The sequence below is a fragment of the Aquimarina atlantica genome (genome assembly GCF_000626715.1).
GTDB classification, from domain to species: domain Bacteria; phylum Bacteroidota; class Bacteroidia; order Flavobacteriales; family Flavobacteriaceae; genus Aquimarina; species Aquimarina atlantica.
Genome location: NZ_AQRA01000018.1, coordinates 1 through 17,047, shown reverse-complemented (window position 1 = coordinate 17,047; position 17,047 = coordinate 1). Strand labels below are relative to the sequence as shown.

Annotated in this window: 10 protein-coding genes; 7 read left to right on the top strand and 3 right to left on the bottom strand. The window is 32.1% G+C overall.

The window, feature by feature from the left end:
• Positions 1–239: 239 nt before the first annotated feature.
• The 7 genes from ATO12_RS23925 to ATO12_RS23895 all read left to right on the top strand — a co-directional run bounded on the left by ATO12_RS23925 (position 240) and on the right by ATO12_RS23895 (position 10,129).
• On the top strand, positions 240–2,015 hold the full coding sequence (locus ATO12_RS23925) for an OstA-like protein (RefSeq protein WP_081802157.1): 1,776 nt from the start codon (positions 240–242) through the stop codon (positions 2,013–2,015).
• Positions 2,016–2,078: 63 nt separating this feature from the next.
• Positions 2,079–3,269 (top strand): aspartate aminotransferase family protein, encoded by a 1,191-nt coding sequence (locus ATO12_RS23920; protein WP_034247504.1) that lies wholly within the window; start codon positions 2,079–2,081, stop codon positions 3,267–3,269.
• Positions 3,270–3,602: 333 nt separating this feature from the next.
• Entirely contained in the window at positions 3,603–4,994 is a 1,392-nt protein-coding gene (locus ATO12_RS23915) for a tetratricopeptide repeat protein (RefSeq protein WP_034247502.1), read from the top strand.
• 88 nt (positions 4,995–5,082) lie between these two features.
• Positions 5,083–6,048, top strand: a complete 966-nt coding sequence (locus tag ATO12_RS23910; protein WP_034247500.1) for a DUF368 domain-containing protein — start codon at positions 5,083–5,085, stop codon at positions 6,046–6,048.
• Between the two features lie 3 nt (positions 6,049–6,051).
• The gene (locus ATO12_RS23905; RefSeq protein ID WP_034247498.1) at positions 6,052–7,077 is read left to right on the top strand and encodes a DUF368 domain-containing protein; all 1,026 of its coding nucleotides are present in this window, start codon (positions 6,052–6,054) and stop codon (positions 7,075–7,077) included.
• The gene (locus ATO12_RS23900) at positions 7,074–7,805 is read left to right on the top strand and encodes a shikimate dehydrogenase family protein (RefSeq protein ID WP_034247523.1); all 732 of its coding nucleotides are present in this window, start codon (positions 7,074–7,076) and stop codon (positions 7,803–7,805) included. The genes ATO12_RS23905 and ATO12_RS23900 overlap by 4 nt, the downstream gene beginning before the upstream one ends.
• A gap of 140 nt (positions 7,806–7,945) precedes the next feature.
• Entirely contained in the window at positions 7,946–10,129 is a 2,184-nt protein-coding gene (locus ATO12_RS23895) for a DUF349 domain-containing protein (protein WP_081802156.1), read from the top strand.
• 339 nt (positions 10,130–10,468) lie between these two features.
• Here the strand turns inward: ATO12_RS23895 and ATO12_RS23890 are convergent, their stop codons facing one another.
• The 3 genes from ATO12_RS23890 to ATO12_RS23880 form a co-directional block, all read right to left on the bottom strand.
• On the bottom strand, positions 10,469–11,926 hold the full coding sequence (locus ATO12_RS23890; protein WP_034247496.1) for a RagB/SusD family nutrient uptake outer membrane protein: 1,458 nt from the start codon (positions 11,924–11,926) through the stop codon (positions 10,469–10,471).
• Positions 11,927–11,941: 15 nt separating this feature from the next.
• Positions 11,942–15,019 (bottom strand): SusC/RagA family TonB-linked outer membrane protein, encoded by a 3,078-nt coding sequence (locus tag ATO12_RS23885; RefSeq protein WP_034247520.1) that lies wholly within the window; start codon positions 15,017–15,019, stop codon positions 11,942–11,944.
• A gap of 260 nt (positions 15,020–15,279) precedes the next feature.
• Positions 15,280–16,719, bottom strand: a complete 1,440-nt coding sequence (locus ATO12_RS23880) for a helix-turn-helix domain-containing protein (protein ID WP_051576060.1) — start codon at positions 16,717–16,719, stop codon at positions 15,280–15,282.
• Positions 16,720–17,047 lie beyond the last annotated feature (328 nt).

Genomic DNA, 17,047 nt, shown 5'->3' with positions numbered 1-17,047 from the left:
CTGTATTAGTCCTTTGATCGTACAAAACTTACACATTATCCTTTTTTTATGAATTTAGAATCACTCACTAATTGTAGAAATCATTTGTTTTTAAGTTATTACAGAGATAAAACATGTTAAAATGCAACATTAGATGAGATATAAGGTTCTTAATTAAAGACAGCTCTCCTTTTATTTTACTACTATAGTCACAATCATTAGATACAATTTTCGTTATTTTGCATACAAATTTGAAACACTTGAAAAACAAATTCTTCTATATACTATTTGCTTTTATATTTTCGGTAGCATCATTTGCACAAGAAGGAAAACAAATCAAAGTTCAATCTGATCGTACCATAAAAGATCAAAATCGGTTTCCTGGGGCAACTATTCTGGCCAAAGTAGACAAACAGGTATATATGCAACATGAAGGAATTGAGATATGGTGTGATCAGGCTATTCACTATGGCGAAGATAAGTTTGTTAAGGCTTTAGGAAATGTAAAAATGAAGCAAGGAGATACTATTATCATGACTAGTAAATATGCTGAGTACAATGGTAATACCAAATTTGCATATGCAAGCGATGACGTATTTATGGAAACTCCTTCGAATACATTGCGTACCGATACCTTATTTTTTGATCGACTTAGGCAACAGGCTTATTATCGTAGCGGAGGAACAGTTAGAGATTCTTCGAATACATTAACCAGTCAAATTGGACGGTATTTTATGGATAGAAAACAATATTCATTTAATACCACAGTAAAAATTGTAAATCCAGAAAACACAGTCGATTCTGATCGATTGGATTATTATACAGAAAATGGTCATGCGTACCTATATGGTCCTTCGACAGTTAAAGGCAAAGAAAGCACATTGTACTGTGAGCGAGGGTTTTATGACACCAAAGTTAAGACGGGATATGCTATTAAAAATGCTAAAATCGACTATGATAAACGTACTGTTTTTGGAGATAGTATTTTTTACAATAGTGCTAATCAATTTGCATCGGCCACTAATAACATTAGAGTATTAGATACGGCAAATAATTCTGTGATTACTGGTCATTATGCAGAGGTTTTTAAAGAAAAAGATTCTGTCTTTATCACAAAGAGAGCACTCGCAGCTACTTTACAGGAAAAAGATTCTATTTTTATTCATAGTGATACGCTTATGGTCACCGGTAAACCCGAACGAAGAATAATGAATGGTTTTTATGATGTAAGAATCTATAAGAGTAATATGAGTGGTAAAAGTGACTCTATTAATGTAGATCAGACCACAGGGTATACTAAAATGATTGGCCGACCTATTATTTGGTCACAAAGAAATCAAATGACAGGTGATACCATAAAAATTATCTCGGATACAAAGACAGAAAAATTAGATTCACTTATCGTATATCAAAATGCTTTTTTAGCACAAGAAGACACCCTAAAAGCTGGATACAACCAAGTAAAAGGTCAAATACTTTATGGTTTATTTAAAGACAATGAACTCTATCAGGTAGATATTGATAAAAACACAGAAACTATATTTTACCAAAGAGAAAGCGAAGGTGAGTTAAAACTTATTGGTATTAATAAAGTACTCTCTAGCTCCATCAGATTATTATTAAATAATCGGGAGATTGAAGATGTCTATTATTATCAAAATGTTGATGGCACTTTATATCGTGAAATTGATTTACCAGAAAATGCTCGTGAACTCTCTGGTTTTAATTGGCGTGGCGATGAACGTATTAATAGTAAGTCTGATCTATTTAGAGGAGAATCCCCTCCTGAGCTTACTAAAATAACAGGAATTCCATTACCAAAAGATGAAGCAGATTTCTTTGATGAAGAAACTGTAAAACGCTTAGAGGATAATAAGTCTGAAGGCTCTCGATTGTTAGAGCAAGAACTTAAAGATGCCGAACTTAAAGAGACTAACGAACAATTAGATTCTATTCCTTTTAAAAAGAAAGCAAAAGAAGATCTTAATACCGAAAAGAAGAAAAATCAAAAAGATAGCATTAACATCGAACATTAATATCTTTTTTGTAAAAATATTGGATAACGCTTTAAACCCCGGTAATCTAGCAAAAAAACAATCTTGAAACAGGATTTTTTCAAATATCAAGCTCAAACTACTCCACATCCATTAGCCATAGAAGTTTCGCATGCTAATGGTAGTTATATTTATGATACTAATAACAAAAAGTATTTGGATTTTGTTGCAGGAGTATCAGCATGTAGTTTAGGACATAAGCACCCTAGAGTTATACGTGCAGTAAAAAATCAGTTAGATAAATACCTACATGTCATGGTATATGGCGAATACATACAACAACCTGCTGTAGAACTCGCCAAACTATTAGCTTCTCACCTACCCTATCCATTAGAAAAAACCTACTTAACCAACTCAGGAACCGAAGCTATTGAAGGGTCTTTAAAATTAGCCCGAAGAGTCACAGGTCGAAGCCAAATTATTGCAGCAAAACTGGCATATCACGGCAACACAATGGGGTCTATGAGTGTAATGGGATATGAAGAACGCAAACAAGCATTTAGACCGTTAATTCCTGATACCTCTTTTATTACATTTAATGATGAAAAAGAGATAAAACAGATTACTCATAAAACCGCAGCAGTGATCTTAGAAACCATACAAGGAGGAGCAGGATTTATCGAACCTAAATTTGAATATTTAAAAAAGGTAAAAAAGCAGTGTGAAAAAGTAGGAGCATTGTTAATTCTAGATGAGATACAACCTGGATTTGGAAGAACTGGTACATTATTTGGTTTTCAACATTACGATATCGTCCCGGATATCGTTGTAATGGGTAAAGGAATGGGGGGTGGACTTCCGATTGGAGCTTTTACAGCTTCGGCAACAATGATGGATCAATTACAGGACAACCCCAAATTAGGTCATATTACAACGTTTGGAGGAAACCCTGTCATTGCAGCTGCCGCTTTGGCAACATTACAGGAAATTACAGAGAGTGACGTAATGGCAGCTGCTCTGGAAAAAGAAAAACTATTCAGATCCCTATTAATTCATCCATTAATTAAAGAAATCAGAGGATTAGGTCTTATGTTAGCTTTTATAACTCCTTCTGCAGAAATAACAAATCAGATTATATTAAAATGTCAAGATCAGGGGTTAATATTATTTTGGTTACTCTTTGAGCCTCTTGCAGTACGCATTACACCGCCACTTACTATATCCGAAAATGAAATCAGAGAAGGATGTCAGATCATCCTTGCTGCTTTAGATCAAATACTAGATAGCAAAATTTAAACAGTAAACATTGAAGTTTTATTAAAAAAAACGTATCTTTAATAGACCATCCATTATTTTCACGAATTCATTAATATATTTCGGCTTCTATAAAAGAAAAACTCTATATCATTATCTATCATAATGGTACGTATTTTGTTAATTAGTTTGTTAAAAACAATTGGTTTTTGAAGTATAATTATTCAATTTCATTTGTAATTTTAATACTGAGGAAATCAATAATGCGAAAATAGATTAAGTAATGGATTTATTAAATGCTTTTATTTGTTGGGGAAAACAAAAAAAGTATTTACATCAATTTTATGATTTATTGAGCATCTTTAATCAACGTGTATGAGATTTAACCACGAAGAAGAAGAAAATAATTTCTCGATTACTCGATACGAGTCTATGCTGAGATCTAATGATGTTAAGTTTTTTGATTCAGATGAATTTGAATCTATTATTCATCACTATCTAGAAAATGGAAAAATTGCGAAAGCAAAAAAGGCAATTTCTTTGGGACTTTCCCAACATCCATCGTCTGTTAACCTTAAATTATTACAAGTTGAAATTCTGGTCTTTGAAAATCGCTTAGACAAAGCTGATCATCTTTTGGCTCAGCTACACGCTATAGAACCAGAAAATGAAGAAATCTACATTCAAAAAGCTAATATTCTTTCTAAACAAAACGATCATATAAAAGCCATAGAGTTATTAATGATGGCACTTAGCTATACAAATGATGCTGCAGATGTATACTCCCTTATAGGAATGGAATATCTTTTTATGGATGATTTTGAAAATGCAAAAATCAACTTTATGAAGTGCCTAGAAGCAGATGATCAAGATTACTCTGCTTTATATAATGTGATATACTGTTTTGATTTTCTTGAGCAACATGAAGAAGCTATCGATTATCTAAACATGTTTCTAAATAAAAATCCTTATTGTGAAGTGGCTTGGCACCAGGTTGGCAAGCAATATTTTGATCTAGAAGAATATGAAAAAGCGCTAGCAGCTTATGATTTTGCAATTATAAGTGATGAATATTTTATTGGTGCTTATTTAGAAAAAGGAAAAGTATTAGAAAAACTAAAAAGGCATAATGAAGCTATAGAAAACTATAGAATAACATTAGAACTAGATGATCCTACTTCTTTTGCTTTGCTTAGAATAGGAAAATGTTATGAGAAATTAGGTATAGATGATTTAGCAATTCAACACTATTCAAAAACTGTACATGAAGATCCACTACTAGATAAAGGATGGATAGCCATTACTGATTTCTACATGCGTAAACGTGATTACCAAAAAGCCTTATACTATACAAACAAAGCTATAAATATTGATGGCGAAAATGTTTTATACTGGAAACGTTACGCAAAAATAAACAATAGACTTGCCTTTTTTGAAGAAGCAGAACGAGGATATAGAAAAGCTATCGAGTTAGGAAATTATGAATTGGAGACCTGGTTAAATCGTTCGGATATCCTTAGGTTTATAGGAGAATCAAATGCTGCAATACAAAATTTACATCAAGCTATAGAGTTTTATCCGGATAATGCAGAAATTCAATATAGACTTGCTGGTTTATACTATGAACTACAAGATTATCAAAAAGGTGAATACCATATAAGAAAAGCCTTAGATCTTGACTATGAATATCATATCGTTCTGGAAGAACTTTTTGAAAAGATTTTTAATCTAACTCTTGTTAGAAATATTATTTCTGAATATAAATAATTCTAAAAAAGACCGTTTTTTTTCTAATCGATTACATTGCAAAAATCCATACATTTGTTTTTAACTTAAAACACCAAAAACAATAAGAATGCAAAGAAATCTTAAGGATTACCTTATCATCTCTGCAAAAGGATTAGCAATGGGAGCAGCAGATGTAGTTCCTGGAGTTTCTGGAGGGACCATTGCATTTATATCTGGCATATATGAAGAATTGATCGAAACTATTAATGGACTAGATCTTGGTTTTTTCTCTGTTTGGAAAAAAGAAGGGTTTAAAACTTCATGGAAAAAATATAATCTATCTTTTTTAACAGCTCTTTTTTTAGGTATTATTACCAGTATTCTTTCTCTTGCAAAACTTATAAAGTGGTTGCTTCATAATGAACCTTTATTACTTTGGGGATTTTTCTTTGGGTTAGTTCTTGCCAGTATTGTTTATATTGGAAAACAAATCACTGCCTGGAAACCAAAAGTAATCTTTGGTATTATCCTGGCAGCAATACTTTCTTATTTTATTACTATAGCAGAACCTCTGGCTTCACCAGATAGTAATTGGTATCTTATGTTTTGTGGATTCATTGCAATTATTGCTATGATATTACCAGGAGTATCAGGAGCTTTTATATTACTTATCCTTGGGGTTTACCAAACAGCTATCGATATTTTGAACCAATTACGTAATGGAGTTGTACAAATGGATTTTGATATCTTGTGGCAAGCTATTTATAAAATATTAATCATGGCTATTGGTGCCGTTTTAGGATTGAAATTGTTTTCTAAAGCACTTAACTGGATGTTTAAACATCATAAAAATATGACCTTGGCCATACTTACAGGGTTTATGATAGGCTCGCTAAATAAGTTATGGCCCTGGAAAAAAGTCGAATCCTGGAGAACAAATTCTGAAGGAATCGAAGTTCCTTTCATAGAAAAAAGCATTCTGCCAAATCAATTTGAAGGTGATGTTAAAATGATTTGGGTCTTACTTTTTATAGTCATAGGTTTTCTATTAATCCTTATCTTAGAACGCCTTTCTGTAAAAAAACCAAACTAACCAATGCAACAAAGTACCCGAACCTTTATTGATAGACTTTTCCTTGTTATTAAAGGTCTTGCAATGGGTGCTGCAAATAAAGTTCCTGGTGTTTCTGGTGGTGTAGTTGCATTTGTTGCCGGATTTTATGAAGAATTTATCTATTCTCTCCAAAAAATAAATTTTAAAGCATTTAAGCTTTTTATCAATTTTAGGTTTAATAGCTTTTGGCGATACATAAATGGACGATTTCTTGGCCTTTTGATTTTAGGAATGTTAATTAGCTATTTTAGTGTTTCTAAAATTCTGGATTACCTCATTATTCATTATGAATTATATGTATGGGCAGCATTTTTTGGAATGATCATTGGCTCTATTTATTATATAGTAAAAGATTTTAACGATTGGAACAGAAGAAATATCTGTCTTATTATTATAGGAATCATAGTTGGGGTTAGTATTAGTTTATTGGCTCCTGCAAAAGAAAATGACAATCTTTGGTTTGTATTTATCTGTGGTATTATTGGTGTATCAGGTATGACACTACCAGGATTATCTGGGTCTTTTATTCTTATCTTATTAGGTAATTATGTCCTTTTGCTGGTCGACTCTGTAAATGCTTTATATGATACAATAGCCGATCTTATACGTTGGGATTTTTCTTTTATAGAAAATGCGCACAGAACTCGATTATTAAAAGTACTTATTGTATTTAGTCTTGGTTCACTAACTGGTTTAGTTACCTTATCCCATTTTTTAGGATATGTTTTAAAACGCTATAAAAATGCAACCTTTGCAGCGATTATTGGGTTTATAACTGGTTCTTTAGGTGTCGTCTGGCCCTGGAAAAATAAAATTTATAAAGTTGACGCTCTAGGAAATACACAAATTGATGCATTGGGTAACCCTATACTCGATAATTATGATCGTTATTTTCCTGATTTTACAACTGTTGAAACTTATATTGGAATTTTTTATATCCTCGTAGGTATTGGTATCGTTTTATGGTTAGAATGGTATGGCCAAAAAACGCTAAAAACTTCAAAATGAAAAAAATATACGGTTTATTAGGTAGAAACATCAGTTATTCCTTTTCTAAGGGTTACTTTTCAGAAAAATTTGAAAAAGAAAATCTAGATTGTGAATACAACAACTTCGATCTTACCCAAATCAAGGATTTTCTTGAAGTTACCAAAGATCCCCATGTACAAGGTTTAAATGTAACCATACCTTATAAAGAAGAAGTAATTCAATATATGGATGATTTAGACCCAATCGCCAAAGAGATTGGAGCAATAAATGTTATAAAGTTTGATAAGGGTCAAAAATTAAAAGGATATAACAGCGATTATTATGGTTTTACAGAATCTCTAAAGCCATTACTTAACAAAACAATAAAGAAAGCCTTAATTCTAGGTACAGGAGGCGCTTCAAAAGCTATTGCATATGCATTAAGTCATTTAAACATTGACTACACATTTGTATCACGTAATCCTGATTTTAACGAACTAAGTTATAGTGATCTCGATGAAGATATTATACAAGCATACAAACTAATCATAAACTGCACTCCTCTAGGAACACATCCTAACATTCATAATTACCCAGATATCCCTTATGAATTCATTACCAAAAATCATGTTTTATACGATTTGATTTATAATCCAGATGAAACTACTTTCATGAGTAAAGGAAAAGAAAAAGGGGCCACTGTTTCTAATGGATTACAAATGTTAATCCTGCAAGCAGAAAAAGCCTGGGAGATCTGGAATATGTAATTTCAGGCTCATTTTGTCATAAAATTCTTACTAAAACTCTTTTTAAGTAGTCTTAAAACCTTTCAATAACTTTGAGTTTTTCTAATATGTTAGTATCTTAGTCAGGCTATTAAACTCAGACAAACAAAAACGCTCACACAATGTCCACACGTGATAACCTGCCTAAGGCAGATGGAAATGAAGAAAATAAGACTAAGATTTTAGATGTAAACTTAGAAAATGAAAACCTGGAAGCTATTAAATCAGAAGATTCTGACGAAATAGCTACTCAAAACACAGAACACTCTGAAAACGAAGAATCTAAAACATCTGTTAATCCACAGATTACTGATGCTATAGAAGAAGAGTCTGAGTCTGAAACTAGTAGTGCAACTACAGAAGGAACACTAGATACTCATAATACTGCGCAAGAAAATGTGCCTACTCCAGATGAAGTTATTTCAGAAAATAACACAACACCATCTGTAGACGAGAATAATGCCCCAACTACTGCACAAAAAGAAGAATCAAAGTCTAAAACTACTGCTGGTGAAGATCAAATTCAAGATCAAATGAATGAAGCAGTTGCCGAGCATAGTGAGGATGAGAGCACGATAGAGCGTCACAATATCGAGAAGAAGGATTATCATGCCATGAACAAGGAAGAATTGGTCAAAGAATTACGAGAATTGGTCAAAAATGAAAAAATTCAGGCAATTAGAGAACATGTAGAGGAAATCAAAAGCGAGTTTAATGAAAAGTTTAATGAAGAAGTAGAACAAAAAAAAGAAGAATTCTTAGCTGATGGTGGTGATATTATAGATTTCTACTATTCTACACCAATAAAAAAAGAATTTAATTCTGTCTATTTTGATTATAAAGAAAAACGAAATTCATATTATCAAAATCTTAAAAAAGATTTGCAGGAAAATCTAAAAAGAAGATTAGAGTTAATTGATGAATTAAAAGGTTTACTTAATGTAGACGAAAATATTAATACAACATACAATCATTTTAAAAGTATTCAGGAGAGATGGCGTAATGCAGGTCCTATACCAAGGGATAAATACAATACGGTATGGAACACCTATCATCATCATACTGAGAATTTTTATGATTTCCTACATTTAAACAGAGAATTCAGAGATCTTGATTTTAAACATAACCTTGAGCAAAAGCTTAAGATTATTGAGCGTGCCACAGAGTTAGCACAGGAAACCGATGTTAATAGAGCTTTTAGAGAATTGCAGCTGCTTCATAAAATGTGGAAAGAAGATTTAGGACCTGTTGGAAAAGAATATAGAGAACCTATCTGGGAAAAATTTAGTGCATTAACAAAGCAAATTCATGAAAATCGCCAAAGATATTTTAAGGATCAGGATAAAATCTATGAGCAAAACCTAGAGGTTAAAAGGGAAATCATTGCAAAAATTATTGAAGTTAGCCAGGATCATCCTAAAAATCATAATGGTTGGCAACAAAAAATAAAAGAAATTGAGGACTTAAGAGATCAATTTTTTAAAGCAGGAAAAGTACCTTCTAGTTTAAATGAGCAAACCTGGAGCGAGTTTAAAACTGCTGTAAGAGATTTTAATCGTAATAAAAATGCATTTTATAAAGGCCTTAAAAAAGATCAGTTTGATAATCTAAATAAAAAAATGGAACTGATTCAGATTGCAGAAGACAATAAGGATAGTGATGACTTTACTGCTATTACTCCACTTATGAAAAAGATTCAATCTGATTGGAAAAAAATTGGTCATGTACCTCGAAAAGATAGTGATAGAATCTGGAAAAGGTTTAAAGATGCATGTAATTTTTATTTTGATAGACTTCATGCAGAGAGAAATGAAGCTAATAAAGAAGAGCTCGTTTCTTTAGAAAAGAAACAGGAACATATCGAAGCTCTTAAAAAACTAGAGCTTTCTGGAGATACTGAAGCCGATCTTAAAACCATAAAAGAAAACATTGCTACCTGGAAAACTTTGGGTAGAGTACCATATAAAAAGAAAAATATAGAAGCCGACTATAATAAAATTCTGGATGGTTTCTTTCAACAACTTAATTTGGGTCGTAAAGAAACAGAATTGATTAAATACGAAAATAAATTAAATACTTTATCCGGCCAGAGTGATGATCGAGCTCTTAGAAACGAGCAGAGCTTTATTCGTAAAAAAATTGATGAAGTTAATGGTGAAATTCGTCAATTAGAAAACAATCTTCAGTTCTTTAAACACGCCAAAGATGATAACCCAATGGTAAGAGATGTACGAAAGAATATCGAAAAACATAAAGAAAGCCTAGATGTTTGGAAAGCTAAACTAAACAAGATCAAGCAACTTTGATCATATATCATCAAGATATTCTGTAATTTTAGAAGATATAGTTATTCTGATTCTGAGGACACAGAAAAACATGCATTCTTATCATGTCTGAAGTTTTTTCTCTCTTTTTTATGTATAAAAAAAAGTAACAAATTGTTTCTAGATAACATAAATAATCCTGCTGTACATATTAGTTGTGGTGATATAAAAGGAGAGAAATGCACCTAACTTTTTGTAGATAATATAAAACGTCGTTAGATTACGCTAAAAAAATTAAACAGGTAGGATAAAAAATAAATTACCCGCCAACTTATAAGTTGACGGGTAATTTTGTTTATATAACAAACAGTGTATATCCAATTAATACCCTGGATTTTGTTGTCCAGCTATAGTTGGATTTGCATTAATCTCTGCTATTGGAATAGGGAACTGGAATCTGAAATCTCCTGCTGCAAGAGTTGGAGCTTCAGGAGCAGTTCCTGTACCATCAATAATATCACCTCTAGTTGCATTTCTTGACATAGTTTCTCCTCTTCTCTTTAGATCAAAAAATCTATGACCTTCACAAGCTAATTCAACTCTTCTGTTAAATTGGATTGCATCTTCAAGAGCCGCACCTGTTTCTCCTCCCGTAAAAGAAGTAAAACGCTCATTTCTTAACAGATCTAAAGTAGCTAATGCCTGAGTTTCTTGTCCTAGCTCAAATTGCGCTTCAGCTTTGTTTAAAAGCACCTCTGCATAACGCAGTACTTTTACATCTACTAAACCATTAACCTGACCTTCTTCACCCAAAAACTTTTTGATTGCGTTATAGTCATTACCTTGGTTTGTTCCTACAAATTGTAAAACATCTCTTCTTACATCATTAGCATCTATACTATTAAAGAAATCGAAATCCAATACATATTCTGAAATAGTTGCAGTACTAGAAGATTGACTGTAAAGAACCCCAACATTATTACCATTAGATTCTGAAGATGAATTAATAGAAAGCTCTATTACAACTCCAGCATTAGTTTTATCAATATACACATCAGGAAGTTCTGCCGCTGTTGCTAATGCAGGAGTAACTGCATCAGCCGCATCGATAACTTTTTGATATTCTCCATTATATAGATATACTCTGGATAATAATGCATTTACACCATCTTTATCTAATCTACCTTCACCATTATCATCAGCTATTAATGTCTTTGCACGCTCTAAATCACCAATAATTTCGGTATAATTTGATGCTACAGTTTCTCTAGCAGGTTGTGCAAATGGATCTCCTGTATCACCATCTTCTACTTTAAGGTATATAGCACCTAATGAACCATTAGCATCACTACTCTGCGTTGGGATTTTACCATAAAGTCTTGCCAAATCAAAATGTGCCCATGCTCTTGCCGCTAATGCTTGTCCAAGAATATTATCCTTTTCAGAGCCTTCATTAAGATTATCAATTTGCCCTATTACCAGGTTTGCACCACTAATTGCATCATACGCCTCTCCCCAGTATAATGGAATAGGTCCAAGAGTACTAGCTACATATCTAAGATCATGGTAATCATCATTAGATCTTCTACCGGTCTGTGCCTGTATTACATTATCAGAAATTATATCTGGAATTCCTTGTAAACCAGAGTTAGGGTCTGAATAATACAACCATAATTGTCTGTAAACACCATCTACACCATTTTGAAAAGCGGCTGGGGTATTAAAGAAAGTATCTGGGTTACCTTCTGTAAAAGGTTGCAAATCGTTCAATTCATCATCACAGGCAAAAAACCCTAACGATAGAAATAAAAGAACTACTATATAAATTTTATTGTTCATCTCTTTTTTTTTAAATTAAAATCCTACTTCAACTCCAAACGTGTAAGATCTCGTTTGTGGGTAACTAAACAAACTAAACTCTCCAGGAACAAAACCTGCATTACCTTGATTTCCTGATTCTGCAGAACCTATACCAATTTCTGGATCACCATTGTAGTCTGTTATTGTCCAAATATTCTGACCAGTAACAAATAATCTAAGTGATTCTAATTTGATAACGTCTAAGAATTTTCTAGGCATGTTATAATCAAGAGTTAATGTTCTTAATCTAATAAAATCACCTTTCTCTAAGAATCTTGTTGTTCCTCCTTGATCAGCAGTAGCTTGAAATAACGGGCTTGGTAATACATTTGTATCTCCTGGTTGTCTCCAGTAATTAAAAGCTTCTGTTCTTAGGTTTCTGTTAATATTTCCTATTGCAATACCTTGTTGACGTTGGTTGTTTAATATATAGTTTCCTCCTCTGTATACAAAGTCACCTCTTAAACCAAATCCTTTATACTTTACAGAAGTATAGAATCCTCCTTCATACTTAGCTATTGGAGATTTTCCTTCCTGAATTTTTTGGAAACTATCATTGTATGTTTCTGTAACATTTCCATCAAGGTCTATATATTGTGGTGCACCATTAGCAGGATTCACTCCAGCATACTCTACTAGATAGAAAGAATTAATATCTTGCCCTTCTCTAAGAATAATATTACCAAATGTACCTGTAACAATATCTTGGCCGTTGATTAGTTTATTAACTTTTGTATCCAACAGTGTAATATTCCCTCCTACAGATAAGAGAAAATCCTCTGTTCGTATTACATCAGCATTTAAAGTAACTTCAACACCACTATTTTCTACCTCACCAATATTCTGGAAAATAGCATTATCCTGATCTCCAACAGTAAAAGAAATAGGTCTGTTAAGAAGAAGATCTTTTGAAGTCTTCTTAAAGTAATCTACAACACCACTAATTCTATTGTTTAAGAATGCAAATTCTAAACCAATATCAAGAATGGCCTGAGACTCCCACTGAATAGCTGGGTTTGGTGCTCTTAAAGGTACAGCTGCTGTCTGACCGTTATAGGTATTATTAAATCCTAATACCGGTAAAAATTGGAAATCAGGAATATTCTGGTTACCTGCTGTTCCATAAGAAGCACGAAGTTTTAAATCATTAAAAAATGAATCATCCATAAAACTTTCTTTAGCTATATTCCATGCTAAACTTCCACTTACAAATGTACCATACTTATTGTCTGGTCCGAATCTCGAAGATCCATCACGTCTTACCGAAGCAGAAGCAATATATCTACCATCAAAATCATAATCTACAAATAATGCCTGAGAGAATAAAACTCTTCTATCTTCTTCTGATCCAACTCTTGTTGGTTCTGCAGCAGCATCTAAATATGGAATATTTGGAGATGGGAATCCTCTACCATCTGCTCGTAAATCTGTTCTGATATTTTCATTATATTCTAATAAGAAACTAGCAGATACATTATGTAGGTCACTAAAAGTATCGTTATAGCTTAATAGGTTCGATACATTATATTCAAAATCAAGGGCAAAATTTTCTGTTTGAGTTCCAGGGAAATTAGCATCACCAATAAATCCTTGTAATACACCTCCCTGAATAGATCTGTTTGTTCTGTTAAAACGATTACTTACTAAACCAACAGCAAAACGATTTGAAAATTTCTCTGATAATGTAAGATCTGCACCTACATTACCTAAAATTAAAAAGTTACGATTGTCTTCTGGCTCTGTTTGTAGCGCTAAAGCAATCGGAAAACCTGTAGTTGTTGGATTATATACAGGATTCCCTTGAGAATCTAGTAAAATACTTCCATCTGTATCTCTAGAAAAAAGTGGATCATAAGGATTATAATCATACATTCCTCTAAATGGATTCTGAACATTGTTTCTATCTCTAGGAAGACCTGTAGTACTTCTAGCAAAAGAAACATTAGCATCTACACTAAGCCAATCTTTTGCCTGGTATGTAGTATTTAAACGAGCTGTGATTCGTTCAAAACCTTTAATTCTATCAATTATACCTGTATCTTTGTTATATCCAAGAGAGAAAAAGTAACTTAAACGGTCACTTGCTCCAGATATAGACAATGAATTTGATTGAATAACTGATTTTCTTAAAAGCTCGTCTTCCCAATTCGTGTCTAGATCAATAAACGCCTGACGTTGCTCAGGAGTTGTAGCTGTAGCACCAGGTAAACTTTGTGCAGCACCAACACCTAATGCAGCATATTGACGCTCTATTTCTAGTTTCTGAGCTGCATTCATTAAATCAAAAGAATCCGGAATACGCTCTCCGAAACCATAAGAAGAAATAAATTTAATTTTAGCATCTCCTTTTTTACCTTTTTTGGTCGTAATCAAAACTACACCATTCGCTCCTCTGGATCCGTATTTAGAAGCAGAAGCAGCATCCTTAAGTATAGATAAAGATTCTATATCATTAGGGTTTAAGTTTCCTAATGGGTTAAAATTATTATTTAAGGTATTATCTGTAATAGGAACAGGAACTCCATCTATTACATAAAGAGGAGTTGTACTAGCATTAATCGAACCAACACCACGTATTTGAACAAATGCTGTATTTCCTGGTCGTCCATTTGCAGCAGTAACCTGCACACCAGCAGCTTGCCCTTGAAGGATATTATCAATACTAGTAGAAGGTACAAAATCTTGTAAATCCTGTGCACCTACTGTTGATATCGCAGAAGTTACATTCGATCTTCTAGAAACACCATATGCAGTAACGACAACTTCTTCTAACTCGGCAGCAGAAGTAGCTAACTGAATATTTATTGTAGTATTCTGACCAACTACAACTTCTTTGGTCTCAAAACCAACATAACTAAAAGAAATTACAGCACCTCTATTAGCAGAGATTGTGTAATTTCCATCAAAATCGGTTTGAGTTCCGTTATTTGTATTTTTGATAAGGACATTCACACCCGGAAGTGGTAATCCTTTATCATCTGTAACTGTTCCTGATATGCTTTCTCCTTGTGCAAAGGAAATACTACACACAAAGAAAAATAACATTAGAAACTTGTAATAATGTACTTTCATAGATAAAAAAGTTTTCAAAAAATTAATACTTAACATAGTTATTAGATATAACCATAAAAGGAAGGATTAGAATATTTTGATGGCTAACTCAAATTTACTTTCACAAAACTTGAACAAAGTTTAAATGGAAATAATACATTCATCCCTCCTATTTATGATTATAGCCCAAAGAAACATTTTACAGGTATAAAAAAAGGTAACCCCTATAAGCCTTTACCCTTTTCCGAAGAAAGTTTACCCGTAGACAGAGCCCTTTACCTTTAGGATTTAACGTATTCTGATGGTGTAATTCGATTGTATTTTTTGAATGACTTATTGAAAGTCACTTTGTTATTAAAACCTACCTCATAAGCCACATCAATAATATTGAAATTCTCATATTGATATTGTTTATCTTTTAATATTTTTTTTGCTTCTTCAATTCTATACATATTAATCAATTCAAAAAAGTTAAGATTGAAGTGTTCATTTATAATTTGAGAAGTATTATGTCTTGAAGTATTAAGTAATTCTGAAAGCTTTTGAAGATTTATATCATTTCTTCGATATATTTCATCTTTTTCTAATAATTCTAGTAGCTTTTCTTTTAATTCTAGAGAGAGTTGTTCTGTGAGACCCGATTTTTTATATTTCTTCAATCCATTATTTAACCCTTTCTGCATTTCATTTTTGATCATTTTTAATCCACTAAATACACCTGGTTCTACAAATGCAGTATAGCTAATGTATAAGATCAATAATGCAATTGACAGAATTTGAAAATTAATAGGAAAATCATCAGCAACACGTCTTATCATCAGGATATCATAAAAAACATATGATATTATATGTAGCGAACATAAAATAATAATATTCCTGTGCCAGCGATATTGCATTTTTGGTATCGCTATATTACTCTTAACCGATTTTATATATATTCTTATCACTAAGATCATATATATCAATAATGACAAAAGCTTAGAATCTGATATTAAGGTTATATACGGGCGTTTATCATTTAGCATTACCCACAATTTCTCTTCTCCAGACAAATTATATACTGGCAATAATAAAAGAAGAAGGAATAGTGTAGGAACCAGATGCAACAAATCTACAGGTCTAAACCTATATTTTAGAACTACTCTTTTAAAGTAAAAATAAATAAGTGGCCCATACAAAAATGAAAATAGTGTTGATAGGTATAATGAATGCGGAAAATAAAACTCATAATTTGTAGGTAATAGGCTAATATTAATTATAAAAACTGAGTGTTGAAATAAAAAAACACTCATTAAGAGATTAGCTATTTTATCTGCGCATCTCCTAAAATTTAATACTATTGAAATAAATACACCTACAAATCCAACATATAAACAAAACAACCACCAAAAATCAAATTTTTGATGGTATTTATCTACTAATTTAATATAAGGATCTGAATCATGAATTGAATCAAAATTACTATGCTTTACAAAAGAAACGTCCAAACTTACTTGTATGTACTTTTCTATATATCGGCAAGCTAATTTTGCCTTATTAGCTTTGGCGTAAGAAAATGCTAATTCCTTAAATAAAGCTATCGAATCAACATTTTTTTCTTTTAGTACTTCTCGGGAGTTTAATTTATATGGCTTTAGTTTATATTTATGAATAGAAAATAAAGGGCTGTATTCACTAGTGTCCTTATATTTTATATTTATTTCTTCTGCATAACAATACATGTTTGAAGAAATAAGCAAAACAAGGACAATCCATACTAGAACTGATGTTTGTATTTTCTGAGTTAGCCGCATAATTATTCTCAGGATAATTATGATCAATATGGTATAATACGTTTTAATACCTTATTAATACTTATAGTCGGTCTAAATTCATAAAAATTACAATTCTAACATGTTTAAAAACATCTTTTTAGGATTCTAACAATCTCTATCAATAACATCTATGATAGCAAAAGTCATCTATTTTATTTTGAAGAATAAGCAGATCATGAAATAGTTATTAAAGAAGTGTAAAAACTAAATTGCCTGCCAATATATTGGCAGGCAA